Source organism: Enterobacter sp. 2VL, from assembly GCF_005503595.1.
GTDB lineage: Bacteria > Pseudomonadota > Gammaproteobacteria > Enterobacterales > Enterobacteriaceae > Enterobacter > Enterobacter cancerogenus.
This window is the reverse complement of sequence record NZ_SCNE01000008.1, coordinates 67,638-92,812: the sequence shown is the minus strand read 5'-3', so window position 1 is coordinate 92,812 and position 25,175 is coordinate 67,638. Positions and strand designations below refer to the sequence as shown.

Below are 25,175 nucleotides of genomic sequence, written 5' to 3'. Positions count from 1 at the left end.
CAACTGTCGTGCCAATTTTTATATTGTTACTATTCAGTACGTTACAATTTAGAGGGAAGGCAACTTTCCCCGGATGGGAAATAGCAGGAAGGGAAGTGCCGCAAACAAAAACACCGCCTTACAGCGGTGTTTATTGCAACGGTGTGGATGATTAGCCCAGCAGGGACATCACCATACCGGACATGCTGTTGGACTGTTTCAGCATGGACATACTGGTTTGCGCCAGCATCTGGTTACGCGTCATGCTGGACGCCTCGGAGGCAAAGTCAGCGTCGCGGATGTTACCCAGCGCCAGGTCGGTGTTGTCTTTCATGTTCGCCAGGTTAGCCGCGGTGTGGCCCAGACGGTTGATGTTCGCACCCAGCTTAGAACGCAGGGTACCCACGGAAGCAACGGCGGTTTCGATTTTGTCCATCATCGCCTGCGCGCCAGAAACGGTAGTAATGGTGTTACCGGAGCCGGTCAGACCCTGCATGCCGCTTGCACCCGCCACTGCTTTCAGTTCATCGCTGATATCCACAGACAGGCTTTCATCTTTAGATGCACCGATCTGGAAGTTCATCGCCTTGGTGAATTTACCGCTGGCAGCAAACAGGCTCTCACCCGCATACTTGGTGTTGCCCATGATGTTGGACAGTTCAGCGTTCAGCTCGTCCATTTCGGACTGCAGCGCTGCACGATCATCTTTGCCGTTGGTGTCGTTCGCGGCCTGGGAAGCGAGGTCTTTCATGCGGTACATGATGTTGCTCACTTCATCAAACGCGCCTTCAGCGGTCTGCAGCAGTGCGGTTGCGTCAGAGATGTTGCGCTGTGCAACGGCCATACCGTTGGACTGCCCCTGAAGGCGGGTAGCGATCTGCAGGCCTGCTGCGTCATCCGCTGCGGAGTTGATGCGTTTACCGGTACCCAGACGCTCCATAGCAGTGGACAGCATGCTGTTGGATTTATTCAGCGCGTTAACAGAAGCCATGGAAGAGGCGTTAGTAAAAATAGAAAGTGCCATGTTTGAATTCTCCTTATGAACCTGTCTGTCAGGTTCTTCTCTCTGGTACTCAGGTAAAACGACACAGCGTGATGGCGAATTAAATCGAAAATGAAAAAAAATTATTTATCTGTTTATCGCACCCGGTACGCGCGCTTAGCCGGAAAGCGAATAAGAAAGAACTTAAAAAACAATTAAAAAAGAAATAGAAGCGGCACAACAACGCTGAAACTTAAATTCATATAACAAATTCTTACGTTTTTTATTCACGAACAGGAAAGACTCTCATTCGCAAAATACCGACGTCGATCAAATTAATTACAATGCGGCAAAAGATGTTAATAAAAATATCAACACTCCATCTTTTTTAACTTTTCATTAAGTGTATTAATACGCCATCAAATTATTTGCTTAATAATTTGTTGCACATCACACTTTTATAGCGTAAAAATGTCTCCCGGAAGCGAATCTTCCTAATCACGCCTACGAAAAGGCTTAAAATGCCTGGCTGACTTTCCTCCTGGAAATCGGGAATGTTGGCTTTTCACACCAGGCTGTGTCTTTTCTTTGCACCATTTCCGCAGGCAAGCGGCAATTCCCAGCGAATTTTAAACGGACTTAATGATTAATTTACATTAAGCATTGTGCTTAACTTGTGCACAATGCCTGGCAAATTAAATTCTTCAGGAGTGGATATCCACCATCACTTGCCATGAATAAAACCTATTATTCAATCAACAACTGGTTAGTCGATTTACCCTCAGGCGCGATTATTAGCCTTGTTACAGGTGAAAGAAAACGTCTGGGCGAGTATCAATTAAAGCTACTTGATGTCCTTGTAAACAATGCCGGAAAAATACTGACCCGAGAAGAACTTACCACCCTCGTCTGGGAGCGGCGGGTTATCGGGAATAATAGCCTTCCAAACGCCATTCACGCATTACGCACCGCGCTGGAAGATGACGGCAAAGCTCAAAAAATTATTAAAACCATTCCCAAAAAAGGGTATTTGCTGGAGCAGGCCTGGTGCCGCGCCGTTGAGCATGACAGTGAAGACATCGAGCCGCCCGCCGCGCAGGTTGAGGAGGTTGTGACCGAGGAGCCAGACGTACTGCCGCCCGCGCCGGATCTCCTCGTTCAGCCGGAGCCGGAAGCCGTTCAGCTCCAGGCGATGACCTTTCAGGACGCACCGCGGCCACGGCGTCATCACCTGTTCATCGCTTTACTGGTTTTCATCGTGGTGGCTATCAGCGGGGCGGCGGGCTGGCAATACGCCACGTCGCAGGGTTCACGCCTGATCGCAACCGAACAAGAGACGGGCGTTTACAGCAATATCCGCATCTACGAGATCTCCGAAGCCAACCGCCTGGCGATGAATAAAGAGGATTTTTACAGCAAGATTAAAGATTCGCTTTACGCCATTAATCAGCAACTCAAGCCGCAGTCAGTGCAGATGACCGTCTATTACCAGAGCATCAACCAGACGCTGAACTACACCTTCGCGTTAAAAAGCCGCTGCGACAGCAAACAGCTGGTGATGGCGATTTACCACTGGCGCATCGACCCGACGCAACTGAACAATCTCATACTTCGCGAAACGAGGAGGAAAATCAGTGAGATGGAAACCTGTTCTTAACTGGAAGTGGCTGCTGAGCTACGTTCTGATTGCCGCCGCGGTCTTTACCGGCGTGCGGGTATGGCACCCCCCCGTTTCGCCGCAGGCCAATATCGAAGGGTTTTTGCAGCTGGGCTTTTACGATCTCATGTCGAAACGTAAAGAGATTTACGACTCGCATATGCAAACCGTCAACCATGCCATTTTGACGACCATCACCAGCCCGAATGACAACCGGTTCGTGCTGAAGGGCAAATTCACCGAAATCAACGAGCAAAACGGTAAGCGGTTCTATTCCTATACGCCGATCTACTACAGCACCGCCCAGAAGGGGCTGATGATTGATGGCCTGGTGGATATGCTGATGCACGTTGATTTTTGGATGCAGCCGGTCGATGGCAGTGCCGAACAGCTGGTGGCAGGGCAAAGCGGGGCGATATTTTTGTATCCCCTGCGCAAGTAAACGCAGAGGCGGTTTCCGCAAGACGTCGGGGCGGCAGCCATCAGCCGCCCCGGCCGGAAAAAAAGCTTAACCCAATAAATTCTTCACCGTGGTCAGCGAAACGTTCCCCTGCGCCGACAGCGCCTGTGAAAGCAATCCGAACTGCTTACCGCTTTTCGCCAGCGCATCGCCCAGCGCCCGCGCCGTGTCGAGCGCTTCGCGCGGCGTATAGGCCGTTGACATATCCTGAATACGCGATGAGACGCGCTCCTGATGCTGATGCAGCTTGCTCCGCTCGCGGGTGATTTTTTCCAGCGTCTGCTGAAGCTTGCCGCTGGCCCCCCGCTCCCACTGGCGCGTAAGCTGCCCGACTTCATCCTCCTGGCTGGCTTCCGCCTGTGGCGCGAGCAGCGTAAAGGCCTCCGCCGGGAACTGTTGCCCTTCACCGCGCACGCTCAAATGCTGGCTTACCCGCGGCCAGCGCGCCTCATCCACCTGAAACACCGCCTGCCCGTCGCTTTTTAACGCGGCGTGAATGCCCAGCCGACCCAGCCCGACGTTGAGCTTTACCAGCGCCTGACGCGGCGTGGCGTTTGCCGGTATCGACACGCCCGTCAGCTCACGCTTGCTGCCACCGAGCGCAAAAACCAGCGTCTCGCCCGGGGTTTGTTCGAGTATTTTTTCCAGCCCCGGCAGGGTAAACGTCACCTGGCTTTTTTGCTGCAAGGTGACGTTAAAGTTGCGGTCAACCGTTCCGCCCGACAGCGTGCTGCGCTGCTGCAACAGCGCGTTAACGGAGGCCGACGGCTCGCTGGCGTTGCCGCGCGTCGCCTGATGGCGCAGCATCAGCAGCTGCGTCTCGGTTTCTGAGAGATAATTTTCCGCCTTTTGCACCGCCGTGAGCTGCTGATTAAGCTGTACGTTGTAGCGCAGCGGGCGTCGTGAAAGCAGCGCAGATTCGGGAAACGGCGGCGCGTTGTGACGTACGTTTTCCGCCTGCCCGGTACGCGCAATAGAGGGTGCCGCGCCCGGCGTCGTTCTGACGGCGCCGGGCGTGGTGGTTAACGAGGTTGTTTTTAAGCCGACTTGCATAACCATTACAACATACTGAAGAGCGAGAGCTGGCTGATCATGCTGTACGCTTTGTTGGTGATTTGCACCGAGTTATGGAACAACTGCAGGTTGATACTGGTGGTGGCCCAGTCGGTGTCGGAGAGATCGCGCACCACCTGGTCGTTTGCCATGCTGACATCCGTATGCGCATCGGCCAGCATCGTCAGGCGGTTCTGACGGCCACCCAGGTCGGTAAACAGCGCCGCCACTTTGTCACGGGTCTGACCGGAAAGCGAAATCATCTCGTTGATATCGTCCTGATAATCCTCGAGCGGCACATCCGGATCCTGCATCTTATCGCTCAACGCCTTAAGCTTGTTCAGCATCTCCAGATCGTCGCCGCTGCCGGAGAACGCCGCCGTGACGTTGGTGTTTTCCGTCACGTTTACACCATTCGCCACCGTGGTTTCACGCGTGCCGTTATTGCCCTGATAAACGTATTTACCCTGGGTTTCATCCCAAACCACCGGTTTGGTGTCGGTTTTGGTGCCGGAGAAGAGGTATCCGCCGCTTTCGTTCTGGGCGTTGATCGACGCCACCAGCGAATCGAGCATGGACGACAGCTCCGCGCCAAATCCTTTCATATCTTCACTGCTGTGGGTGCCGTTGGCGGCGGCCAGCAGCTTATCGTTCATTGACAGCAGCTGGTTGCTCATGGCGGTCACCTGCGCCTCCTGAACGGAGAGTGAACCGCTCAGGCCGGTGATGTTGCTCTGGTACTGCTTAATGGCCGCCTGCTCGCGGTTAAGCTGCACCAGGCGCGTGGCGGCAACCGGATCGTCGGACGGGACGTTGATCCGCTTCTGCGTGGCCATCTGTTCCATCAGCTTGCTCATGCGGGTGCCATTAACACCAAGCTGCGCCATCATGGCATCGGAGTTATAAAGACTACTGATTCGCATAGTTGGGTTCCTTAAACCGGTTAAAACAGGCCTAACAGGTCGTTGAAAATCTGGTTGCCGGTGGCAATCACCTTGACGTTGGACTGATACGCCTGCATGTAAACCTGCAGGTTAATCGCCTCTTCGTCATTGTTTACCGCGCTGAGGTTATTGCGCTGCAGTTGCGCCTGTTCGAACACGCCCTGTGCCGCCTCAAACTCGCTTTTGGATTTTTTACTGGCGATACCGATATTGGAGATGATCGCCGCGGCCCCTTCGTTGAGGCTCATGTTGCCCATGCCGCCGATGTCGACCTTCTGGTTTTTAAGCTTAATCAGCGCCTGCAAGTTGCCATCGTTGCCCTGCTCGTCCGGGTTGTCGGAGAGGGCCAGCTCATCCTGCGTGAGATCGGTAACCTGCAAAATCCCGGCCGGGTTTTTCAGGTCAAAGGTGAACAGCGGTTTACCGGGGTTGCCGTTCTTATCGAAGCCTTTCGCCAGCTGGTCGTTGAAGAGCGTTGCCACGGCCTCTGCCATGCCCTGCACCGACGACTGCATCTGCGCCAGTTCGCCGGTTTCATAGTCGTACAGCGCCCCGAGCTGCCCGCCCGTCGACGGATTTAATGAAAAGCTGGTATTGGAGAAGTTCAGGCTTAACACCGGATTACCGTTGCCGTCGAGGCTGCTGCTCAGCTCGCCCGCCACTTTGCCGCTGACCAGCGGCTGGCCGTTTTTCATCGCCACGGCGTAGCTGCCGTTGCTGTCCTCAGTGACTTTCACATCGGCATAGGTGCTTAGCTGTTTGACCAGCTCATCGCGCTGATCGCGCAGCACGTTGCTGTTGCCGCCGGTGGAGTCCATCTCCATGATTTTTTTATTGTAATCCGCGATGCCCGCCGTCAGGCTGTTGATCTGCCCTACCATAGTGTTGCGCTGGTTAGTGACCGACGTCTTCTGGCTGTTGATGAAGTCGTTCATGTTGTTAAAGCGGGTCGCCAGCGAGCCGGCCTGGTTCAGCAACTGCTTACGGGTGGCGTCACTTTCTGGCTCTTTGGTTAACGCGTTTAAGGCGGAAAAGAAGTCGTCCAGGCCGGTACCCAGGCTGGTGGAATCGGTGCCGATCACTTTCTCAAGCGAACTGAGATACTGGTTGTTGATGCCGTAATAGTTGGCCTTGCTGTTGCTCTGCCACACCTGATTGGTCAGGTACTGATCGGAGACGCGGCGAATACTCTCGACCTGCACCCCGGCCCCGGCGGACATGCCGCCCTGGCCCATGGTCACCACCGAGCTCTGGATAATACCCTGACGGCTGTAGCCCGGCGTCAGCGCGTTGGAGATGTTCATAGAGGTCACGCTCATCCCAAACTGCGCCGCCTGCAAACCGCTCCAGGCAATATTGATCATGTTCATGGTTTACTCCTGCCCGCGACGCATTACCGGCACAACGGGGGTTTTTAATTCCTGTAGATGTTCCTCTAAAGCGACCGCGCGGGACCCATTCTTAAGCGACGCGCTCTCCTGCGGCCCCAACTGCGCAATAATCATCTGCGCCATGCCGGTGCTGCGCTGTGACGCCAGCTGAGAGGTGAGCTTATCGTCGTAGAACTCCTGCATCATGCGCTGCTGTTTGCTGTCGAACGGGTTATCGTCCACCAGCGCCTGCGACGCTTTTCGCATCTGTTTCATCATTGAGCGTAAAAACATGGCTTCGAACTGCTCCGCCGCCTGCTCAAGGTTCTGCGGTTTCACCTGCCCGGTGATATCACCGGGCAGTACGCTGGTCTGAGAGTGAATCGCCTGTAGCATGCTGTCTCCTTAAATGACGACCAGTTCCGCATCCAGCGCGCCCGCTTCATGCAGCGCCTGCAGGATCGCCATCGTGTCGTCCGGCGCGGCACCCAGGCTGTTCAGCGTGTTCACAATGCTGCGCAGGCTGGTTCCCGCCGAGATCTCAACCATCTGCCCACGGCCACGATCGACGTTGACGTCGCTGTCCGGGGTGACCACGGTCCGGCCCTGGCTAAAGGCGCCCGGCTGGCTGACGTTGGACGATTCGCGGATGGTCACGGTCAGATTGCCGTGCGACACCGCCGCCGCGCGCACCACCACGCCGTCGCCAATCACCACCGTTCCGGTGCGGGCGTTAAACACCACGCGCGGCGGCTGCTTGCCGGCGTTGATCTGCACATCTTCCAGCATCGACATAAAGGCCACGCGCTCACCGGCAGCCAGCGGGGCGTTAACCGCCACGTTCGTCGCGCTCTGCGCCGTCGCCGTGCCCGAGCCAAACGCATTGTTCAGCGCAACCGCCACGCTGTTGGCGGTTTTGAAGCTAGGGCGTTTCAGGTTGAGGATCACCTGCTGGTTTTGCTGAAAATCGGACGCAATTTCGCGCTCCACCGAGCCGCCGTTCGGCACGCGGCCCACGGTGGGAGTATTGATGGTCACGCTGGAGCCGCTGTTGCCTTCGGCCTTAACGCCGCCGACCACCACGTTCCCCTGCGCCAGGGCGTAGACTTCACCGTCCGCACCGCGCAGCTGAGTGAGGAGCAGCGTTCCGCCGCGCAGGCTTTTGGCATCGCCGATCGAGGAGACGGTCACGTCAATCGCCTGACCCCGCGCGTAGCCCGGCGGCAGCGTGGCGCTGATCGCCACGGCGGCGACGTTCTTCACCTTCGGGTCAATTTTGGTCGGCAGCTGAACGCCAAACTGGCGCAGCATGTTGGTCACCGACTGGCTGGTAAACTTCACCTGATTTTTATCGCCGGTCCCGTCCAGGCCAACCACCAGGCTGTAGCCCACCAGCTGGTTGCCGCGCACGCCCTGAATATCCACGACGTTGCCCAGACGCTCCGCCGCCGCGCCTGTCGACCACAGCAGCATCAGAAATAGCATTGCTTTACGCATGGCAGACTCCATTAAATCGGGAACAGCGGATGGTTGAAGAAGCGGGTCAGCCAGCCTGCCGAGTTGGCGTCGCTGAGCGCGCCGCGTCCGGCGTAGGAGATCCGCGCGTTAGCAATGCGCTGAGACGAGACCGAGTTATCGCGCTCGATATCCTCCGCACGCACCAGCCCGGTGACACGCATGTACTCATCCCCCTGGTTGAGGGTGAGCCATTTTTCCCCGCGGATCGCCAGCACGCCGTTCGGCAGCACCTTGTAGACCGCAACGGTGATGGCACCGCGCAGGCTGTTCTGCTGCTGCGAGGTGGCATTACCATTGAAGTTACGGTTGCCGTCTATCGAACCCGAGAGCTTATCCACCGAGTGGCCGAAGGCCTCCGGCACGCCGATAGAGACGTCGTTTTTCTTACCAAAGTTGGTGCGCGCCTGCTTGCTGGCCTGGGTGGATTCATCCAGCTTTACCGTCAGAATGTCGCCCACGCGGTAGGCGCGGCGATCCTGGGTTAACGACCAGTTGTAATTGGCGTTGTAGAGACCGCCCCCCTGTACCTGAGTGGGTGGCAGACTAAAATCTTCCGGCGGCGCGAAGGCCGCGTCGTCTTTATGCACCAGCAGGGCCGGGCTTTCACACCCGGCCAGCAGCAGCGCAAAAAAGCCGATAACTAACTGCTTTTTCATTTTTCGTTCACTTCGCTTCACGCGTTACATCGACTGCGTGACAAACTTCAGCATGTCATCCGCCGCCGAGACCATTTTGGCGTTCATCTCATAGGCGCGCTGGACGGTGATCATATCGACCATCTCTTCCACCACCTGGACGTTCGAGCCTTCCAGCGACCCCTGCTCGAGTTGACCGAACGCCTCTTCTCCCGCCACGCCCTCTACCGCTTCACCGCTTGCTGCCGTTTCGCGATACAGGTTGCCGCCGATGGCTTCCAGTCCGGCCGGATTGACGAAATTGACCAGCGTAATCTGGCCCAGCTCCACCGGATCGGTTTCGCCCGCCACCGTGGCGGTGACGGTGCCGTCTTTGCCAATCTGGATATCTTTCACGTTGTCCGGCAGCTCAATCTGCGGCACCAGCGGCAGCCCCTGCGCATTGGTCAGCATGCCGTCCGGGTTTTTCTGGAAGTTACCGGCGCGGGTATAGGCAATATCGCCATCGCTGGTTTCAACCTGGAAAAAGCCCTGACCGGTGATCGCCACGTCCAGCTTCTGTCCGGTGTTCTGAATGTTGCCGGTCGAGAACTCTTTCTGGGTGCCGAGGATTTTTACGCCGGTCCCGAACTGAATACCGGTTGGCGAGGTGTTGTTCTGATCAAGCTGGCCGCCCGGAGTGCGCTGATTCTGGTAAAACAGATCGGCGAACATCACGCGGTCGCGCTTGAACCCGGTGGTATTAACGTTCGCCAGGTTATTGGAGATTGCGCTCATCTTGGCGTCTTGCGCGGCAAGACCGGTTTTACTGATCCATAAAGCAGGATTCATCGTTATTCCTTACTACATCAGGTGTTACGCAGCAGGCGGTTGCCTGCCGTCGCCAGATCTTCCGCCGCCTTCATCATCTTGATTTGCGCTTCGAACTGGCGGTTAAGGGCAATGCTGGCGACCATCTCAGAAATCGCCGACACGTTAGAGCTTTCGAGATGGCCCGAGACCAGCTCCACCTCCTCCGTGCGCGGATTGACGTTGGCGTTAGTGATCATAAATCCGGCCGCATCTTTGCTGAGCTGCGACGCGGGGATGTCCACCAGCTTGATGCGGTCGACGTCCATCGGCGCGGCCACGTTGCCGTCGTCCGGTACGATGGAGATCACGCCGTCGTCAGCGATGTTGATGGACGAGAACGGCGGCAGCACAATCGGGCCGTTGTCGCCAGCCACGGGCAGGCCGTCGATGGTCAGATCCCCTTCCGGGCCGACCTGGATCTGGCCGTTGCGGGTATAGACCTCACGGTTGCCGCTCACCAGCGCAATCAGGCCGCTGCCTTTGATGGCAACGTCGAGATCGCGCCCGGTGTCGCGCGTGGCGCCCGGCGTCAGGTCAACGCCGCCCTGCTGCTGCTGCACCAGAAAGCGCGAGGCATACCCCTCGCCCTGGATCTGCTGCGACAGGGCGTTATCCAGATCGTGACGGAACCCCTGCGTGTTGACGTTCGCCAGGTTGTTGGCGTGGATCTGCTGCTGCGCGAGGCTACGGGAGGCCCCGCTCACGGCGGTATAGATTAAGTGGTCCATTACACCGCCTGGAACAGCGCCGTCATCATGCTGTCGTTGGTGCTGATCACTTTGGTGTTGGCCTGATAGTTACGCTGGGCGGTCATCAGCCCGACCAGTTCATCCGTCAGGTTCACGTTAGAGGCTTCCAGGGTGTTGGAGGTCAACGCGCCCAGCAATCCAGTCCCCGGCGTGCCGAGCAGCGGTGCGCCGGAGCTGGCGGTCTGCGTCCAGGTGGTGCCGTTTTGTGAGGACAGGCCGTTCGGGTTAGAGAAGTTCGCCAGGACCACCTGCCCCTGCAGCAGACGCTCGCCGTTAGAGAAGGTCGCGTATACGCTGCCGTCTTTATCAATGGTCTGGCCGGTACGCTCGCCGGAGGCATAGCCATTACCGTTGTTTTTGCTGACGGAGAAATCAGAGCCGAACTGGGTCGTGCCGTTGTAGTTCAGGTCCAGGGAAATGCTGTCCGCACCGGAGATGGCAGCAGTGAGATTGACCGCACCGTTAGGCTTCAACAGAATGCCCTGCTCGTTAAAGGTCATGTCCTTCGCGTCGCCCATGGACTTATCGTCCATGTAGTAGTGCACCTGCCAGGTGTTATCGTCGGTTTTCACGAAGTACTGCTTCAGGGTGTGTTCACGGCCTAACGAGTCATACACCTGGGTGGCGTAGGTGTGGTTGTAGGAGGTTTCGTCGGTCGGATCAAACGTTGCCGTCTTCGGTTTGTCCTCGTTGGCGTTGAGGTTAGCCGTGAAGTCCAGCGAGCTGGTTGCTTTTGCCGGAAGTGAGCCGCTGCTGATGGTCAGGTTGCCGACGGTCCCGGTCTGGATCACGCCGTTGGCATCGACGGGATAACCCTGCAGGTACATGCCCTGGTTATTGACCAAATTACCGTTGCTGTCGGTCTGCATGTAGCCCGCGCGGGTATAGGCCGTGGTGCCTGAACTGTCGCGCATGACGAAAAAGCCCTGGCCGTTGATCGCCAGATCGAGACTGCTGGCAGAGGCAAAAACGGTTCCGTTTTTGGAAATACTCTGCGCAACGTTGGTCACACCCACGCCCAGCGGCTGACCTTCGGCATACAGAGACGCAAACTCCGCACGGCCAGACTTAAAGCCCACGGTCCCGGAGTTAGCAATGTTGTTAGAGATCGCGCCCAGCTGCTCGTTGATGGCGTTCAAGCCAGAAATTGCAATATCAAAGCTCATAAAGGTTCCTGATTAACTCATCAATTTTTTGGAAGTGTTGGTGTTCGACTGCGTCTGGCCAAACTGCGTAATCTGGTGATAAGGCACATCGCCAATGCCCGGAATATTGAGCACAATCGCGCTGCCATCGACGGGGATACGCACGTTGTTCACCACGCCGCTCACTTCGATCGGCACCTTCTGCTCATCGGTGTCGGTAACGACCGTCATGGTGTATTTACCCTCTTTCAGCCCCAGTGCTTTCGGGTCGACGGTAAAGTTCACCTCTCCGGCTTCCTGCTTGCCCAGCTCAACTTTGGTTTCCTTGCCGCTCTCGTCTTTCAGAATGACGGTAACGGTATTGGCAGCATGTTCCAGCGTCAGGCGGCCATCGACGCTGGTGCTGCCATCGGTCTGGAGCGTGTCGGTTTGCACCATCACTTTTTGCCCGACGAGGTTGCCCGTCGACAGGGTTTGCAGGTTGTCCATCAGCACGCCGATGTTCTGCATCCCCACCGTCATGTTTTCCATCGACTGCACCTGCGTCAGCTGCGCGAGCTGGCCGACGTACTCGGTCCCGTCCGTCGGGTTAAGCGGATCCTGGTTCTGGATCTGCGCCACCAGCAGCTTCATAAAGAGATTGGTCATCCCTGCTGCACTGTTGTCGTTGGGGGCGATGCCGCTGTCCGTTGTGGTTGCGGTATCGCTCGCTTGAGTCGAAACGCCGTTTACGCTCATGTATTACGCCTCACCAAGACGCAGCAGGCTCTGCTGCATGCTTTTCACATTGTTAAGAACATCGACGTTGGTTTCGAAGTTACGCGACGCCGACATCATGTCGGCCATCTCTTCCACCACGTTGATGTCCGGGTACCAGACGTAGCCGTCCGGGTTAGCCATCGGGTGATGCGGCTCGTAGCGCTGCACCGCATTTCCTGACTCCACCACGTCCAGAACCTGAACGCGGGCACCGGACAGGGCCTTGTCGCTCATCAGCTCATCGTTCTGGTAAACCGCGGCAAATACCGGACGACGCGCCTTGTACACATTCCCCTCATCCACCGCCGGGGTTTCGGCGTTGGCGAGGTTACTGGCGATGGTATTCAGGCGAACGGTTTGCGCCGTCATTGCTGAACCCGAAACGCGGTAGATATCGCTAAAAGCCATTTTCTGTCACCTGATTCAATTACTTACCTTCAATTGCCTTCTTCAGGCCGGTGAATTTCATGTTTAAAAACGCCAGGCTCATCTGGTAGTCCTGCACGTTTTTAGAAAACTCCGCCTGTTCCACATCCAGCGCGACGGTGTTGCCGTCCGAGGAGGGCTGATAGGGCACGCGATACATCTCCTGCGGCGCTGAGCCGGGAAAGAAATCCCGCTGCGAACGTTGCATCTCAGCGGCAAAATCAATATCTTTAGCCTGGAAATTGGGGGTATCGACGTTAGCCAGATTTGCTGAAAGCAGTTCCGCCCTGGAAAGTCGAAGTGCTACAGCCTGCGGATGAACACCCAATGCCTTATCAAACGTAATACTCACAACTCACTCCTTCGTGATGATGGACGCTGCGATAGTCCTGTTGCTTCAGCCTTTTAAAGCAACTATCGTGCCAGGTTTACAACATCATGATTTATAAAGATTTACCTACAACCGCGACCGCAAACGGGAAGCGCCGTTTCCGCCGGACCATGCCGGCCGCGCTGCTCTGCTTTCTCGCGTTTTCCGCCGTGGCACAGCCGCAGCCCTCCACCGCGCGCAAGCAGGTTTATGCCCGCGTTCAGCAGCAGGCCGCCGACCTTATTCGTCATGAGGCGGAACGTCAGCGCTGGGAGGATTACCAGGCGAAGCTCAACCTGTTTATTCCCGCCGAGATATCGAACTACGCCCCGTGCCCCGTGCCGCTGAGCATCAGCTCACCGGGCGGCGAGCGCCTGGACTTGCGCCGCCTGCGCTTTGACGTGCGCTGCGACGCCGCAAGCGGGTGGGACATCGCCGTCACGGTCAAACCGGACATCTACCTGCAGGTGCTGATGGCCAAAAACACCCTGGAGCGCGGGCACGTGATGACCGCATCCGACATCACGCGCAGAAAATTCAATATCAGCAATTTGCGCAGCGGCTACATCACCCGCCCGGACGACGTGGTGGGCCTGACGCTGAAACGCCGTATCCGCGAGCTGCAGCCGCTGAGCCTGAGCCAGCTGGATTCACCGGTCATGGTCGAGCGCGGCCAGCGGGTGTTAATGATTGCCGACCAGGACGGCGTGGAAGCACGCACCATGGGGATTGCGTCGAAAAAGGGCCGTAAAGGGGAGATGATCAAGGTGAAAAACGAGAGCAGCGAACGCGAAGTGACGGCAATGGTCATTGATATGGGCGTTGTCAGAACCGGCTATACCGCGGCGAAATAAAATCCTCGCCGCGTTTAAGTTTTGCCGTTCATGCGCCGCTTTACCCTGGTAAGGCGCCCGGAAAGCCACTTTCCGCCCCGGCGAAAACGACCAATAAAAATCCGATGATGGAGTAATGCGATGAAAGTGACATCCAGCCAGTATGCAATGACGAGCGCGATCAACCAGGCCAGCTCTGCGGCCCCGGTGCGCAAGACCGGCGCTGAAGAGATGAAAACGACAAAAACCGCAGCCATCGACCCCGTTCTTGGCGATGCGCAGACCCAGATGGCAGCTCTGCCAGAGGTCGATATGGCGCGTGTAGCCAGTATGAAAGAAGCGATTGCCAGCGGGAAAATCAGCGTCGATCTTGACTCGCTGACCAGCGCAATCGAGAAATATTATCAGAGGTAAAAATGAGTAACGCCGCACAGTGCGTCAAAACGCTGGTTCAGGGTATGGTCGAAGACCGCGACACCTATGGCAAATTGAAAACCCTGCTCGCCGACCAGCGCCAGTGGCTTATCGCACGCGATACGGCAAAGCTGGACCAGCTTAACTCACAGCTTATCGCCTGCTACGAGCAGTTGTCGCACAACAGCAAACAGCGCTACCAGCTGCTCACCCAGCTGGGTATTCCCGTCGGCACGCCCGGCCTGCGCACGCTCTTTTCTCGCCTTCCTGCTGCCCACCAAAAACAGTTAACCACCCTCTGGGGTTCCCTTGAACAGGTCGCCGCCGAGTGCAAGGCGCTGAATGATCGCAATATTACGGTGCTGACCATGCAGCAGGACATTCTGCAAAATCTGTTAAATATCAGCGAGCCGGAAAACTGGCTGTATGAGCAGGGTTAACGCTGCCGCGACGCTCAGGCCAGACATCAAATGAAGAAAATTTACGTGTATCTGGACGCGGCAATGGGGGATACCTCTACCTTTATGCCGCCAGCCAGGCTGAAGCTCTGACGCCGCACAGCGTTTAAATGCCTGAAGCACTATCACCCCGCCACGCTCTTTTTAAAAATGGCCGAATTTATGCTGAGGGAGGAATGACATAAACTCCCCCTCCCCCCCAGGCCTTTTTATGAAAATAGTCATGAATCCGGCAGTTATTGTTAACCATCTGCAGACACAGGGGTTCCCCTGGTAAATTTTAAGGGCAGATCCTGACTTCCGATTAATTCATCGAGTTACGACACAGAAATTGCAAGTAATTCTCGTTTGTTGACGATTGCCCGGCGTAATCTCTCCATAGTTTCTTTAACGACACTGTCTTCAGTCAGTTCCGTGTCACTGGCGATTTTATCTACAAGCGCCAGCATAAGAAAAAGACCATTCTCCGTTGCACTGTTTAAATAGTGCTCGTGCAGGCTAGCGGTCAGAAAACGAATCATTTTATGTGCTGAAAAGACCTGCGTGACGCCATGAAGTTGGTGTGTAAAAGCATCCAGGTAAAGCATGTCTGCATACATCATCAGGCACTGGAAGGTTTTTTTATCCGTTATTTCACCCGCCAGCGGGAGTAACAGACGGAAAGTATCCAGTATCGCCAGCGTACGTTTAACGTGACCTGCGGTTGTGGTGATCGACCCTTCACGCAAAAGATGATGATATAGCCTGTCTGCCAGACATTTCACCTTCGCCTGGGGACGACCTAACAATAACGCAGTAGTAAAGTATTCATCTTCAAAAAAGCGGGTCTGGAAACGAAGATCGGCGTAATGCTCACGACGCCATGCATATCCCCAAACGACAACGGAATAGCCATAGCCAACCCTGGCACGCTCAGTAATACAGCCATTAAAAAAGGTTTGTGCCTCTACAATCTTATCAATCATTTTTCTCGGGCGTTGATAATAAACGGCAGCGGCGGGATGAATATCATTAGCAAGATGATCTTCCAGATGCGTTGAAAAGAATAAAACATCAAGTTCATTCTGCTCCATTTCATTGAGGATCGTTTCAACACATTTCGGTGAAAGATAATCATCGGAATCAACGCAGTAGATATATTTCCCGGTCGCCAGGTCTAACGCTGCGTTTCTTGCGCTCGCGAGCCCCTTATTTTCCTGACTGACAATGCGTAACGCAGGAAAACGAGAGGCATATTTTTGCAAAATCGCCAGAGAATTGTCAGTCGACCCATCGTTAATAGCGATAATCTCCATCCTCTGGCAACGCTGCGCTACTAGCGAATCCAGACAACGTTCAAGATAACGTTCAACGTTATAGACCGGCAGAATGATGGAAAGAAAATCCTGAGGCATCTTTATGCTTCCTGCTATGGCGGCGCAGGCCGCCCTTTTTAAATCAGAGACAACCCGCAGAGCAGAGTATAATCGGCGGTGTGCATTGCGTTATCGATCAGGGGATGTTGAACCTGCCAGTGATACCAGGCGCAGAAAAGAACAATAAAATCGTCTTCGCTCAGCGTAACGTTGTCTTCAATCCATAGCGCGCACAGCATTCTCAACTGGAAGAATTGACGGGTTAATGCGAGTAAAGCCACCCCGTAATTACTGGAATTCACGCCGGGAAGGTAGCCATCGTACAAACGGTAAAGCAGCAGGTTATGCAAAATATGCGGCTGCTCTTGCAGCAGAGGTATGGCGGTTAATTCCAGCTCACGCAGGCGCTCCTGCATACGTGATGGCTCAATAACGGAAAACTCGCTCAGCTTGAGCATCATTTTCATTTTCTGCATACCCGGCACATTCAGGTTCAGGCGCATTGCGCCCATCTCGCCCAGCGCCTCGACGCGGTTCACCTCAATCGGCGGCAGCAGAGACAGTTGCTCGTTTAAAATGCCCGCCTCAGCCAGCTGCGCAAGCTGTTCGCCCATGGCGATCAGATCCTGCGGGTCGCACTGGTTCTCATCACGATAGCGCTGCGCCTTGCTGAGGAGCACGCCGATGGCGTAGAGGCGGCTTTCCAGCGTCAGCCCTGGATGGACCGCCATGTTGATACACTGCTGGTTTAAGGCTTCATCCCAGAGGCTATGCTCCGCAATGCCGTCAATTTCGGTTTCGCCGGTATGCAGCATAAACGCTTCCGGGTTTAGCAGGATCTCCCGCGCCGCGCTTTCGCAGGCCGCGTTGAGGCTCTCTCGCTGCTGGTTTCCTGCCGTCAGACGCGTTTTTGGCCAGTCGCCAGCGGCGTCCTGACAGGCCGGGCATTCGCACGCCGCGTGGCGAGCGTTAAACCTGATCACGTATTCAGGTTGGTACTGTTCTATCAATTCCATACATGCTGCTCCAGCCGCTACAGTGGCGGCGATACTCATTGAAAGTTTTTGCGAAAAAACCAGTGGGTACAGTCGATAACGTCACCGCTGGCGGGATCGGGGATCTCAGGTAAAAAGGCAAAGCTGGGCTGTAACCCCAGCCAGCAGTGAGACTGCATCTGCATGGGCCAGCAGGCGTCGAGGCTGACGCCATGCTCGTGCGCCTGTTGGTAAAAATCACGCAGCGTCGGGATATAGCTGCTGTTAACGGCATAGGCACAGCCGCAACCGGCGCTCAGCACACGCGCTACGCCGGGCAACGCTTTCAGGAGCGAGATGTCGTTATATCGCGCCCCCAACAACACCACCTGCCAGTCGATATGCGGCAAACGGCTCAGCAGCTGATTGACCGTTTTCAGCGAGTTCTCTTTGCGCACATACTTCAGGCGAGCATCAAGCAGCACCACGCTGCGCCACTGCTCACGTTGCGCCATGTCCAGCACCTGGATGTGCGCCTCCAGCTCGCTATGGCCGGGGTCGTGGGCAAACGGCACCAGATGGTGGTTATCAAGCCCCAGTGATGAGAGCGCCTGCAGTTGCGCCGCAAGAACTTCGGGCTGCGCCGGGTCATACATCACCGCCACCTTGTCAAACGCGGCCCAGTCCACCGAGGTGCTCAGCGGTGCCTGGCTCAGACGCCGGTAGTGGCTCAGCAGGTTGCGGTCGGTGACAAAGTCCTCCAGCGTCAGGTCCACCGGCGTGGAGGAGCCAAGCACAAAATCTTTGTCGTAGGTGTTGGCGCTGTGGGAGATACACAAAATTGCGTCGCGCGGATCGATCTGCTGTATCGGCGCGGTGAAATTGTTCAGAAACGCCTGCTCTTCCGCGAGGGTGGCCGTGTCTTCATAACGGTGATTTTTCAGGAAGTTGCGGTGATAGCCGAACGTGCCATTGAGCGCATGGCGCTCACCAAAAGCGTGCGTGCGGTAAATTTTATCGAGATGGCTGTACCAGATATAGATGGTGTCGCTACCGGAAAACAGCGCGTTGTTATGCTGCATCGCCGCCACCTGCGTGCTAATTTTGGTCGGCGGATAATAGTCGTCATCGTCAAAACAGAGGATGTATTCGCCGCTCGCCATCTCATTCAGCATGTTGCGCTTCTTACCGAGATCGAGCCGCTCCGGGCTGTGCACGTAGCGCACGTTACCCACCGCAGGGTCGACCATCATGGCGATCAGGTCTTCGTTACTCTGTTCCGAATCATCAAGAATAATCAGCTCGCGCTTGTCGGCCGGGTAGTCCTGATACTGGAAGATATAGAGCAGATAGGGCAAAAACGCCCGGCGATTCCAGGTCGGACAGACGACGCTCACAAACGGGGTTGCGTAGGTCTTTTTCTGCTGCTGGCGTTTCAGCAGCGTCTGCATCAGGTTGCTCATTTATCGGTGTCGCTGTGCCTGTTGTTGACGCAGCCAGCACTGGGCGGAGACCGCGTCCGTGGTTTTCTGATCGCGGCGCTCCTGCGCCAGACGACGCTCTTTCCGACGCGATTCCAGCACCACTTCGAGGCTTTTTTCGCGGCGAGACTCCGCCAGCAGGTTGCCCTGAAGTTTTTGCGCCTCGACGTGCGCCAGCGCCTGCTCCTGCTTCTGCCAGTCGATCACGCGCTGAATATGGCGCTTATAGCCGGACTGATTGCACAGCAGCGTTGCGCTGCCCTGCATCTCCTGCACGCTGTTGTTCGCCAGGTGGGTCAGGGCGTCAATATTCTTCTCCAGCCGCTGGCACAGCTGCTGCTGGGAGGCCAGACGGGCGCTGAGATCGTTCACCGCGCGGTTGCGCACTAGGTGTAGCTGTTCAAGGGTAGTAATCAGTTTGCTCATCGCGAATTATCCTGCCTGGGCCAGCGCGTTAAGGTCGGCAATGGTGTTGCCGAGCGGGGCCGTGTTCTGCACTTCCTGCTGCAGGAAACGGGTTATCGCCGGCGAGAGGTTGACCGCTCTGTCGGCCACGGGATCGGCTCCCGCCACGTAGCCACCCAACGGGATCAGCGGCTTAATGCTCTGGTATTCGGCGTAAAGCTGCTTGAGGGTGCGGGCGGCGCGTTGATGATCCTGTTCCGTCACCTGGCTCATACAGCGGCTGATGGACTGGCCGATATCAATCGCCGGATAGTGCCCGGCCTCTGCCAGATGGCGCGAGAGGACGATATGGCCGTCGAGCACGGCGCGCGCGCAGTCGACAATCGGGTCCTGCTGATCGTCACCCTCCGCCAGCACGGTGTAGATGGCGGTCATGGAGCCCAGGCTTTCACTGTTGCCCGCGCTTTCAACCAGCTTCGGGATCAGGCCAAACGCTGACGGCGGATAGCCTTTAGTGGCAGGCGGTTCGCCCAGCGAGAGCGCGATCTCACGCTGCGCCATGGCATAGCGGGTAAGGGAATCGACCAGCAGCAGTACGTCCTTGCCTTTGTCGCGGTAGTAGCTGGCGATGGTATGGCACAGCTCGGTGGCTTTAATGCGCATCAGCGGCGACTCATCCGCCGGGGCGGCGACAATCACCGATTTACGGCGTCCGGCCTCGCCCAGCGAGTGGTCGATAAACTCTTTGACCTCGCGTCCACGCTCGCCGATCAGCCCAACCACCACTACTTCGGCCTGGGTGTAGCGGGTGATCATCCCGAGCAGCACGCTTTTCCCCACGCCGCTGCCCGCCATCAGCCCCACGCGCTGGCCTTTGCCAATGGTCAGCAGGCCGTTGATCGCCCGCACACCAACGTCGAGCGGCTCCGCAACCGGCTGGCGTTTTAGCGGATGAACCTGCGGGAGCTGCTGCGGCAGCACGGTATCGCCGGTCAGCTTGCCTTTGTCGTCGATCGGTTCGCCAAGGCCGTTGACCACGCGCCCGAGCCACTGGTCGCCAATCAGCACGCCGTGCTGTTTGTCCATCGGAAAGACGCGCGCGCCCGCCATCAGTCCGGCAGGCTGTTTGAAGGGCATCAGAAAGGTGACGTCGCGGTCAAACCCGACCACCTGGGCGTCAATCAGCTCGCCCTCGCCCCCTTCCACCTGGCACAGCTGGCCCACGGCCAGACGGCAGCCGACGCACTCCAGCAGAATGCCCGCCACGCGCACCAGCCTTCCGGCCACGCGGGCGAGGTTAATGTTTTCAAGCGAGCGCAGGACCTGCTCGAAATCGTGATCACTCATCGTGCGATTCCGGCAGCAGGTTAGCTTTCAGAGCGTCCATACACTGATCGAGGCGGTGCTGGCAGCCCACGTCCATCTCGGTGGTATTGGTGATCACCCGGCACTCGCCGGGCGGCAGGTCGGGGTCTGCGGTCAGCCCCCAGTGCGCCGCTTTGTCCGGCTCCGCTTCGCTGATGCGGCGATGCTCGTCGCTGTTGAGCAATACTTTGACCTGCTCCGGCTGCTGCGGCAGCGCGGCAAGCGCCTCCTCCACGAGGGTGAGGATTTGCGTCGGATGCAGGGTCAGCTCGCAGCGGATCACCTGGCGGGTCACTTTTTCCACCAGCTGCAATAATTCTTCCCGGCGACGCTGTTCGTAATTCGCCATGAAGGTTTCCATCGAGGCGATAATACTGTCCAGCGGGTGCGCGGCTTCGAGGAACTGCTGGCGCGCCTGCGTTTTGCCTTCGGAGCGGCCCTTGCGCACGCCCTCGTCAAAACCGAGGCGTAATCCTTCCTGATACCCTTCCTCTTTGCCCTCTTCCAGCCCCTGCGCGAAACCGCTGTTCAGCCCTTCCTGAAAGCCTTGTTGCAGTTGGGATTGCAGGGCGGCATCGTCCGGGACGTGGCGCATCTCGTCGGGGAGACTCTGAGCCACGCGACGTTTGCGCAGCGGCGGAAACTTGTGCAGACGCGGTTTAATCACCGCCTGTCGGCTGTTGGTCAGAGCGCTCAGCGGTAAGCTTTGTTTTTTGTACATGGGTTACTCCATGGTCTGCTCGGTGAACAGCTGAACCTGAATTTCGCCCTCTTCCGCCAGCTGGCGCACCGTCGCCATGATCTCTTTACGCACGTGTTCGATACGGCTCACCGGCACCGGCCCCAGACGGGTGGTGGTGGATTGCAGCAGCGTCACCTGGCGTTTCGGCATCACGTTGAAGATGGCCTGACGCAGCACCGGCTCGGTGCCCTTAAGCGCAATCGCCCACTCTTCAATGGCAATTTCTTCCATCAGGCGTTGCAGCGTCGCCGGGGTTTGACGGCTGAGAATGAAGAACTCGTACATCTCCTCTTCCAGCTCATCCACCACGTCGGCATCGCGCTCGCGCAGCTGATCGAGCAGTTGCTGCTGGTTGCCGGAAATGCGGTTGACGATGTTGGCCGCGTGTTTGATGCCAACCACTTTTGAACCGTGCTCGGAAAGCACCGCCACGCCGCGCTCGATGAGCCGATCCAGCTCGTCAATCACGTCGCGGTTAACGTCGTCCAGGCGCGCCACGCGCCAGACAATCTCATCCTGACGCTCCGGGGACAGCGCGCTCAGCACCCCCGCCGCCACGTCCGGGGGCAGAAACGCGAGGAACACGGCCTGAAGCTGGAGGTGTTCCTGCTCGATCAGCGCCGCCAGCTGCGGGACATCCACCCACTGCAGGCGCGCCATACGGTGGCGGATTTCATCGCCGTAAATGCCGTTGATCACGCTGCTGGCAATCTCGCCGCCCAGCGCTTTTTCGAGGATCCCGCGCAGGTAGCTGCGCGACGCGCCGTTGATGCCGCTCTGCTCGCGGTAGTCATCAAAGAAGTTGTTCATCGCGTGGCGGGCGTGATCGACCTTTACGCCGTGCAGACGCGCCATGGTGTCGCTCAGCAGAATGACCTCATCGCGGTTCATCTTCTGCATCACTTTCGCCGCCGCTTCTTCGCCCACGCTGAGCAACAAAATGGCGGCCTGTTCCAGTCGGCTGCGTCCTGTTTTGACGCTACCCTTACTGCTGTTACGTATTGTCAGTTCGCTCATTGCTGTTGATCCATTGTTTCAGTACTTCAGCCATACGTTCCGTTTCGTTTTCCGCCAGCATTTGCAGGTACTCCACCTTGGTTTCAAGGCCAGAGCTTTGCGGCGGCAGTTCGGTGTCCTGATTGAATGCCGGGCCAGGCAGGCCGGTCAGACCGGATTCGGTGGTTACCATGTCGTTCTCAATCGCCTCGGCCTGGGCGCTTCCTTCAATCGCCGCCAGCTCGACAGGTTCACGTCGACCGTAGCGCTGCGCCAGCGGACGCAGGCCGAACAGCAACGCGAGCAGGATCAGCATGCCGATGCCGCCGTTTTGCCCCCAGTACTGAATGTTCGGGTCCTGCCACCACTTCGGCTCCGGGAAGCCGTCTGGCGTTCTGTCGATAAAGGCCAGCCGGTCCAGCGTCAGGGAATCACCGCGGTCTTTTTCAATGCCCGCCGCGTCTTCCACCAGCCGGGTTAAGGCGGTGAGTTGTTCCGGCGTCATGCTGGCGAGCGGCTTAGCCGCCTGGTTTAACGCCACCGCCACGCGCAGTTTCTCCAGCTTGTAGCCGGGATGGCGGATATGACGAATGTCGCGGTCGAAGGCATATTTACGCTGCTCCTGCGAACGGCTGGAGAGCGAGCTGGGCGTGCGGTTTTGCGTCTCGGTTTGTGCCGTCTGCGCGTTAGCCGCCATCGGCGGGGTAGCGGGCGCAGGCTGGTTAACCGGGCGGTTGCTGAGCGAACCGGGGATACCCATCGCCAGCTCGTTAGTGGTGTTCTCGCGCGAGATATTTTCATCGCTGACCTGGGGTTCTTTACCCAGGCGCTCCTGCGTCTCTTCGACGCTGCTCATGTCAACGGTCGGCGTCACGCTGATGCGGAAATTCTCGTTGCCAAACAGCGGGGACAACAGCGCGGCAATATTGTTGGTGGTTTCATTTTTGATGCGCTCAATGACGTCACGCCCCTGACGAATGCTCGCCATGCTGGTGCCGCCCTGCTGGCCGTTTTCCGAGAGTAAATTGCCCGCCTGATCCACCACGCGCACGCTGCCCGGCTGCATACCCGGCACGCTCCCCGCCACCAGCTGGACAATGGCCGCCACCTGCTGTTCATCAAGATGCTTGCCGTAGCGCAGCTGGAGCATCACCGAGGCGCTGCTCTGGGGTTTGTTGGTCATCACAAACGAGCTGGACTCGCTCAGCCCCAGGTGGACGCGCGCATTCTCGACCGGATCCAGCGCCATAATGCTGCGGGCCAGTTCTCCCTCCAGGCTGCGCTTGTAGCGAACGTTTTGCACAAACTGGCTGCTGCCGAGCATCTCGTCTTTGTCCATCAGCTCGTAGCCGTCCGGCATCACGGCGGTAATGCCTTTTGCCGCCAGCGCCATACGCGCGCGCGGGAGTTTATCTTCCGGAACGAGGATCTGGCCGTTGTCAGGGTTGATGCGATACGCAATGGACTCTGCGCCCAGCACCTCAACCACCTGTGCCACCGGGAGTTTTTCATCGCTGCCGTACAGTGCGACATAGCCCTGATTGCTGCGCCAGAGAGAGAAAACGATCGCCGCCACCAGCAGCACACCACCCGCCGCCATAAGCCATTGCGGTTTGATGCGCCCGGTCGGCAGCGGGAGGGCAGAAAATGTATCTTTTAACTTTGTCAGCACGAGGGAAACCTTACAGCGGAGTATTCATCACTTCGTCGAGCGCAGTGGTGAGCTTGTTACGAACCTGCATCATGGCGGAGAAGGCCACGCTGGCTTTTTGCGATTCAATCATCGCCCCGGCCAGATCGTCACTCTGACCCAGCTCAATGGCTTTTTGCTTTGCCCCTGCGGCGTGCTGCATGGCATCAATGTTGTCGATAGCGTTATTCAGAACCTGCGAAAAAGAGAGATCGCGTGCGCTGTTCACGCCTGGGAAATCGGCACCTGGCGCAATAAACGTCGACGCGCCGATCCCCCCCGAGGAGGCTACGGCGGCGGTGTTGTGCAGCCTGTCCAGCATCGCCTGCTGGCTGGCCTGCATACCGAGAGCGGTAATTTTGTCCATGGTGTTAGTCTCTTGCACACATCAGGAATAGCACTCGATATTGATACCTTCTTCGCGCATTGAGGCGAGTCGGTAGCGCAGTGCGCGCGGGGTGATGCCTAAAAACGCGGCGGTTTTCGACTTATTGCCGTTGTGGCGTTTCAGCAGTTCGATGATGTACTGGTACTCCGCCATACGCCCGTGCAGCTTAACGTTGCCGATGGCCGACGGTGCAGCCTGCGCTTCGCGGTAGGCGGGCATCAAATCGACGCCTGACGTGGCCGTCATCGTGGCCGGAACGGGCAGGCCAAAATCATTGGCGGTGATCACTTCACCGTTACTCAGGATCATGCCGCGCTGAATCACGTTCTCCAGCTCGCGCACGTTGCCCGGCCAGTCATAGGTCAGCAGCGCCTGACGGGCCTCTTCGCTCAGGCGAATATTGCCTTTATGAAAGGCTTTATATTTAGCGATAAAACGCATCGCCATTGGAATAATATCCAGACGGCGCTCGCGCAGCGGCGTGATATGAATCGGCACCACGGAAATACGGTAAAAGAGATCCTGACGGAAACGTCCCTCCGCAATTTCCTGCTGCAAATCTTTATTGGTAGACGCTACAAGACGAATATCCAGAGGGATTTTTTTATGGCTTCCCAGACGTTCGACTTCCTGCTCCTGCAATACGCGTAATAATTTCGCCTGCAGGGCTAATGGCATATCACCAATTTCATCCAGCAGCAGCGTTCCGCCGTTGGCCTGTTCAAATTTACCCGCCACGCTGGTGACCGCACCGGTAAATGCACCTTTCTCGTAGCCGAATAAAATGGCTTCGAGCATACTTTCCGGAATCGCCGCGCAATTAACGCCAACGTAAGGCGCATCTGCCCCTAAGGCATTTTCATGAATGTAGCGGGAAACGCACTCTTTACCTGTACCCGTCTCGCCTGTAATGAGTACCGACACATTATATTTAGCAACACGACGGGCTAATGAAAATACATTGATGCTTTCTGGCGCACGGGCAACAAATCCATTTTCATTATGGGCTTCATGTTCAATAACAATACTCATAACAACTCACCAACATTTAAGCTAATTGTTAACCTGGAGCGAATACGGGCCCGCTGCACCTTTTCAGGTACATTATAGAAAGACGCCTATTCAATATGGATAACAGCGAATTAACCGGGTATTTTTCAATACGGGAATTCATG

28 protein-coding genes are annotated in these 25,175 nt (G+C 56.8%); 5 read left to right on the top strand and 23 right to left on the bottom strand.

Features of this window, described 5'->3' with window-relative positions; translation table 11 throughout:
* Positions 1-151: 151 nt before the first annotated feature.
* Positions 152-1,003, bottom strand: a complete 852-nt coding sequence (locus FFS28_RS17675) for a flagellin N-terminal helical domain-containing protein (protein ID WP_137903584.1) — start codon at positions 1,001-1,003, stop codon at positions 152-154.
* A 691-nt stretch (positions 1,004-1,694) separates the two neighbouring features.
* On the opposite strand from FFS28_RS17675, the gene FFS28_RS17670 reads away from it, so the two are divergent.
* Entirely contained in the window at positions 1,695-2,618 is a 924-nt protein-coding gene (locus FFS28_RS17670; RefSeq protein WP_058610793.1) for a winged helix-turn-helix domain-containing protein, read from the top strand.
* The gene (locus FFS28_RS17665; protein ID WP_137903583.1) at positions 2,596-3,060 is read left to right on the top strand and encodes a hypothetical protein; all 465 of its coding nucleotides are present in this window, start codon (positions 2,596-2,598) and stop codon (positions 3,058-3,060) included. The genes FFS28_RS17670 and FFS28_RS17665 overlap by 23 nt, the downstream gene beginning before the upstream one ends.
* Before the next feature lie 66 nt (positions 3,061-3,126).
* On the opposite strand, the gene FFS28_RS17660 is transcribed toward FFS28_RS17665, so the two are convergent.
* Genes FFS28_RS17660 through flgB form a run of 12 tightly spaced genes read right to left on the bottom strand, consistent with a single transcriptional unit; the run spans position 3,127 to position 12,881 of the window.
* The gene (locus tag FFS28_RS17660; RefSeq protein WP_137903582.1) at positions 3,127-4,137 is read right to left on the bottom strand and encodes a hypothetical protein; all 1,011 of its coding nucleotides are present in this window, start codon (positions 4,135-4,137) and stop codon (positions 3,127-3,129) included.
* Positions 4,137-5,054, bottom strand: a complete 918-nt coding sequence (gene flgL, locus FFS28_RS17655; RefSeq protein WP_137903581.1) for a flagellar hook-associated protein FlgL — start codon at positions 5,052-5,054, stop codon at positions 4,137-4,139. The genes FFS28_RS17660 and flgL overlap by 1 nt, the downstream gene beginning before the upstream one ends.
* Before the next feature lie 20 nt (positions 5,055-5,074).
* Positions 5,075-6,445: a flagellar hook-associated protein FlgK gene (gene flgK / locus FFS28_RS17650; RefSeq protein WP_137903580.1), complete on the bottom strand. Its 1,371-nt coding sequence runs from the start codon at positions 6,443-6,445 to the stop codon at positions 5,075-5,077.
* 3 nt (positions 6,446-6,448) lie between these two features.
* A complete protein-coding gene (locus FFS28_RS17645; RefSeq protein WP_137903579.1) occupies positions 6,449-6,841 on the bottom strand; it encodes a rod-binding protein in 393 nt (130 codons plus the stop codon).
* A gap of 9 nt (positions 6,842-6,850) precedes the next feature.
* Complete coding sequence (locus tag FFS28_RS17640; RefSeq protein ID WP_042321141.1) at positions 6,851-7,942, bottom strand: flagellar basal body P-ring protein FlgI; 1,092 nt, start codon at positions 7,940-7,942, stop codon at positions 6,851-6,853.
* 11 nt (positions 7,943-7,953) lie between these two features.
* On the bottom strand, positions 7,954-8,619 hold the full coding sequence (gene flgH / locus FFS28_RS17635) for a flagellar basal body L-ring protein FlgH (RefSeq protein WP_058610796.1): 666 nt from the start codon (positions 8,617-8,619) through the stop codon (positions 7,954-7,956).
* A 24-nt stretch (positions 8,620-8,643) separates the two neighbouring features.
* Complete coding sequence (gene flgG, locus FFS28_RS17630; protein ID WP_006177426.1) at positions 8,644-9,429, bottom strand: flagellar basal-body rod protein FlgG; 786 nt, start codon at positions 9,427-9,429, stop codon at positions 8,644-8,646.
* A 17-nt stretch (positions 9,430-9,446) separates the two neighbouring features.
* Positions 9,447-10,178 (bottom strand): flagellar basal body rod protein FlgF, encoded by a 732-nt coding sequence (locus tag FFS28_RS17625; protein WP_006177428.1) that lies wholly within the window; start codon positions 10,176-10,178, stop codon positions 9,447-9,449.
* Complete coding sequence (flgE, locus tag FFS28_RS17620; RefSeq protein ID WP_137903578.1) at positions 10,178-11,365, bottom strand: flagellar hook protein FlgE; 1,188 nt, start codon at positions 11,363-11,365, stop codon at positions 10,178-10,180. Before flgE ends, FFS28_RS17625 begins: the two co-directional genes overlap by 1 nt.
* 12 nt (positions 11,366-11,377) lie before the next feature.
* Positions 11,378-12,082, bottom strand: coding sequence for a flagellar hook assembly protein FlgD (gene flgD / locus FFS28_RS17615; protein ID WP_058610799.1), 705 nt, complete (start codon positions 12,080-12,082; stop codon positions 11,378-11,380).
* 3 nt (positions 12,083-12,085) lie between these two features.
* Positions 12,086-12,511, bottom strand: coding sequence for a flagellar basal body rod protein FlgC (gene flgC / locus FFS28_RS17610; RefSeq protein ID WP_006177431.1), 426 nt, complete (start codon positions 12,509-12,511; stop codon positions 12,086-12,088).
* A 19-nt stretch (positions 12,512-12,530) separates the two neighbouring features.
* A complete protein-coding gene (gene flgB, locus FFS28_RS17605; RefSeq protein WP_006177433.1) occupies positions 12,531-12,881 on the bottom strand; it encodes a hypothetical protein in 351 nt (116 codons plus the stop codon).
* 86 nt (positions 12,882-12,967) lie between these two features.
* On the opposite strand from flgB, the gene flgA reads away from it, so the two are divergent.
* The 3 genes from flgA to FFS28_RS17590 all read left to right on the top strand — a co-directional run bounded on the left by flgA (position 12,968) and on the right by FFS28_RS17590 (position 14,586).
* Positions 12,968-13,753 (top strand): flagellar basal body P-ring formation chaperone FlgA, encoded by a 786-nt coding sequence (gene flgA, locus FFS28_RS17600; protein WP_137903577.1) that lies wholly within the window; start codon positions 12,968-12,970, stop codon positions 13,751-13,753.
* Between the two features lie 120 nt (positions 13,754-13,873).
* The gene (flgM, locus tag FFS28_RS17595; RefSeq protein WP_006177437.1) at positions 13,874-14,146 is read left to right on the top strand and encodes a flagellar biosynthesis anti-sigma factor FlgM; all 273 of its coding nucleotides are present in this window, start codon (positions 13,874-13,876) and stop codon (positions 14,144-14,146) included.
* Between the two features lie 2 nt (positions 14,147-14,148).
* Positions 14,149-14,586: a flagellar protein FlgN gene (locus tag FFS28_RS17590; RefSeq protein ID WP_137903576.1), complete on the top strand. Its 438-nt coding sequence runs from the start codon at positions 14,149-14,151 to the stop codon at positions 14,584-14,586.
* 335 nt (positions 14,587-14,921) lie between these two features.
* On the opposite strand, the gene FFS28_RS17585 is transcribed toward FFS28_RS17590, so the two are convergent.
* The 10 genes from FFS28_RS17585 to FFS28_RS17540 are packed head-to-tail and all read right to left on the bottom strand — an operon-like array spanning position 14,922 to position 25,032.
* Complete coding sequence (locus tag FFS28_RS17585; protein WP_137903575.1) at positions 14,922-15,998, bottom strand: glycosyltransferase family 2 protein; 1,077 nt, start codon at positions 15,996-15,998, stop codon at positions 14,922-14,924.
* Between the two features lie 38 nt (positions 15,999-16,036).
* On the bottom strand, positions 16,037-16,975 hold the full coding sequence (locus FFS28_RS17580; RefSeq protein ID WP_212743978.1) for a hypothetical protein: 939 nt from the start codon (positions 16,973-16,975) through the stop codon (positions 16,037-16,039).
* Positions 16,976-17,010: 35 nt separating this feature from the next.
* On the bottom strand, positions 17,011-18,396 hold the full coding sequence (locus tag FFS28_RS17575; RefSeq protein ID WP_137903573.1) for a glycosyltransferase family 2 protein: 1,386 nt from the start codon (positions 18,394-18,396) through the stop codon (positions 17,011-17,013).
* The gene (fliJ, locus tag FFS28_RS17570; protein WP_137903572.1) at positions 18,397-18,840 is read right to left on the bottom strand and encodes a flagellar export protein FliJ; all 444 of its coding nucleotides are present in this window, start codon (positions 18,838-18,840) and stop codon (positions 18,397-18,399) included.
* 6 nt (positions 18,841-18,846) lie between these two features.
* Positions 18,847-20,166 carry a flagellar protein export ATPase FliI gene (gene fliI, locus FFS28_RS17565; RefSeq protein WP_137903571.1) on the bottom strand — a complete coding sequence of 440 codons (1,320 nt, stop codon included), beginning with the start codon at positions 20,164-20,166 and terminating at the stop codon, positions 18,847-18,849.
* Positions 20,159-20,905 carry a flagellar assembly protein FliH gene (fliH, locus tag FFS28_RS17560; RefSeq protein ID WP_006177448.1) on the bottom strand — a complete coding sequence of 249 codons (747 nt, stop codon included), beginning with the start codon at positions 20,903-20,905 and terminating at the stop codon, positions 20,159-20,161. The genes fliI and fliH overlap by 8 nt, the downstream gene beginning before the upstream one ends.
* 3 nt (positions 20,906-20,908) lie before the next feature.
* Positions 20,909-21,943 (bottom strand): flagellar motor switch protein FliG, encoded by a 1,035-nt coding sequence (locus FFS28_RS17555; protein ID WP_006177449.1) that lies wholly within the window; start codon positions 21,941-21,943, stop codon positions 20,909-20,911.
* A complete protein-coding gene (gene fliF, locus FFS28_RS17550) occupies positions 21,921-23,594 on the bottom strand; it encodes a flagellar basal-body MS-ring/collar protein FliF (RefSeq protein ID WP_137903570.1) in 1,674 nt (557 codons plus the stop codon). Before fliF ends, FFS28_RS17555 begins: the two co-directional genes overlap by 23 nt.
* Positions 23,595-23,604: 10 nt before the next feature.
* Positions 23,605-23,979: a flagellar hook-basal body complex protein FliE gene (gene fliE / locus FFS28_RS17545; RefSeq protein WP_137903569.1), complete on the bottom strand. Its 375-nt coding sequence runs from the start codon at positions 23,977-23,979 to the stop codon at positions 23,605-23,607.
* A gap of 21 nt (positions 23,980-24,000) precedes the next feature.
* Positions 24,001-25,032: a sigma-54 interaction domain-containing protein gene (locus FFS28_RS17540; RefSeq protein WP_006177452.1), complete on the bottom strand. Its 1,032-nt coding sequence runs from the start codon at positions 25,030-25,032 to the stop codon at positions 24,001-24,003.
* Between the last annotated feature and the right edge of the window lie 143 nt (positions 25,033-25,175).

Excerpts from the sequence above, each read along its gene's own strand:
- FFS28_RS17675 (WP_137903584.1), bottom strand. The coding sequence starts at position 1,003 with ATGGCACTTTCTATTTTTACTAACGCCTCTTCCATGGCTTCTGTTAAC.
- FFS28_RS17670 (WP_058610793.1), top strand. The coding sequence starts at position 1,695 with ATGAATAAAACCTATTATTCAATCAACAACTGGTTAGTCGATTTACCC.
- FFS28_RS17660 (WP_137903582.1), bottom strand. The coding sequence starts at position 4,137 with ATGGTTATGCAAGTCGGCTTAAAAACAACCTCGTTAACCACCACGCCC.
- flgL (WP_137903581.1), bottom strand. The coding sequence starts at position 5,054 with ATGCGAATCAGTAGTCTTTATAACTCCGATGCCATGATGGCGCAGCTT.
- flgK (WP_137903580.1), bottom strand. The coding sequence starts at position 6,445 with ATGAACATGATCAATATTGCCTGGAGCGGTTTGCAGGCGGCGCAGTTT.
- FFS28_RS17645 (WP_137903579.1), bottom strand. The coding sequence starts at position 6,841 with ATGCTACAGGCGATTCACTCTCAGACCAGCGTACTGCCCGGTGATATC.
- FFS28_RS17640 (WP_042321141.1), bottom strand. The coding sequence starts at position 7,942 with ATGCGTAAAGCAATGCTATTTCTGATGCTGCTGTGGTCGACAGGCGCG.
- flgH (WP_058610796.1), bottom strand. The coding sequence starts at position 8,619 with ATGAAAAAGCAGTTAGTTATCGGCTTTTTTGCGCTGCTGCTGGCCGGG.
- flgG (WP_006177426.1), bottom strand. The coding sequence starts at position 9,429 with ATGAATCCTGCTTTATGGATCAGTAAAACCGGTCTTGCCGCGCAAGAC.
- FFS28_RS17625 (WP_006177428.1), bottom strand. The coding sequence starts at position 10,178 with ATGGACCACTTAATCTATACCGCCGTGAGCGGGGCCTCCCGTAGCCTC.
- flgE (WP_137903578.1), bottom strand. The coding sequence starts at position 11,365 with ATGAGCTTTGATATTGCAATTTCTGGCTTGAACGCCATCAACGAGCAG.
- flgD (WP_058610799.1), bottom strand. The coding sequence starts at position 12,082 with ATGAGCGTAAACGGCGTTTCGACTCAAGCGAGCGATACCGCAACCACA.
- flgC (WP_006177431.1), bottom strand. The coding sequence starts at position 12,511 with ATGGCTTTTAGCGATATCTACCGCGTTTCGGGTTCAGCAATGACGGCG.
- flgA (WP_137903577.1), top strand. The coding sequence starts at position 12,968 with ATGATTTATAAAGATTTACCTACAACCGCGACCGCAAACGGGAAGCGC.
- flgM (WP_006177437.1), top strand. The coding sequence starts at position 13,874 with ATGAAAGTGACATCCAGCCAGTATGCAATGACGAGCGCGATCAACCAG.
- FFS28_RS17590 (WP_137903576.1), top strand. The coding sequence starts at position 14,149 with ATGAGTAACGCCGCACAGTGCGTCAAAACGCTGGTTCAGGGTATGGTC.
- FFS28_RS17585 (WP_137903575.1), bottom strand. The coding sequence starts at position 15,998 with ATGCCTCAGGATTTTCTTTCCATCATTCTGCCGGTCTATAACGTTGAA.
- FFS28_RS17580 (WP_212743978.1), bottom strand. The coding sequence starts at position 16,975 with ATGGAATTGATAGAACAGTACCAACCTGAATACGTGATCAGGTTTAAC.
- FFS28_RS17575 (WP_137903573.1), bottom strand. The coding sequence starts at position 18,396 with ATGAGCAACCTGATGCAGACGCTGCTGAAACGCCAGCAGCAGAAAAAG.
- fliJ (WP_137903572.1), bottom strand. The coding sequence starts at position 18,840 with ATGAGCAAACTGATTACTACCCTTGAACAGCTACACCTAGTGCGCAAC.
- fliI (WP_137903571.1), bottom strand. The coding sequence starts at position 20,166 with ATGAGTGATCACGATTTCGAGCAGGTCCTGCGCTCGCTTGAAAACATT.
- fliH (WP_006177448.1), bottom strand. The coding sequence starts at position 20,905 with ATGTACAAAAAACAAAGCTTACCGCTGAGCGCTCTGACCAACAGCCGA.
- FFS28_RS17555 (WP_006177449.1), bottom strand. The coding sequence starts at position 21,943 with ATGAGCGAACTGACAATACGTAACAGCAGTAAGGGTAGCGTCAAAACA.
- fliE (WP_137903569.1), bottom strand. The coding sequence starts at position 23,979 with ATGGACAAAATTACCGCTCTCGGTATGCAGGCCAGCCAGCAGGCGATG.
- FFS28_RS17540 (WP_006177452.1), bottom strand. The coding sequence starts at position 25,032 with ATGAGTATTGTTATTGAACATGAAGCCCATAATGAAAATGGATTTGTT.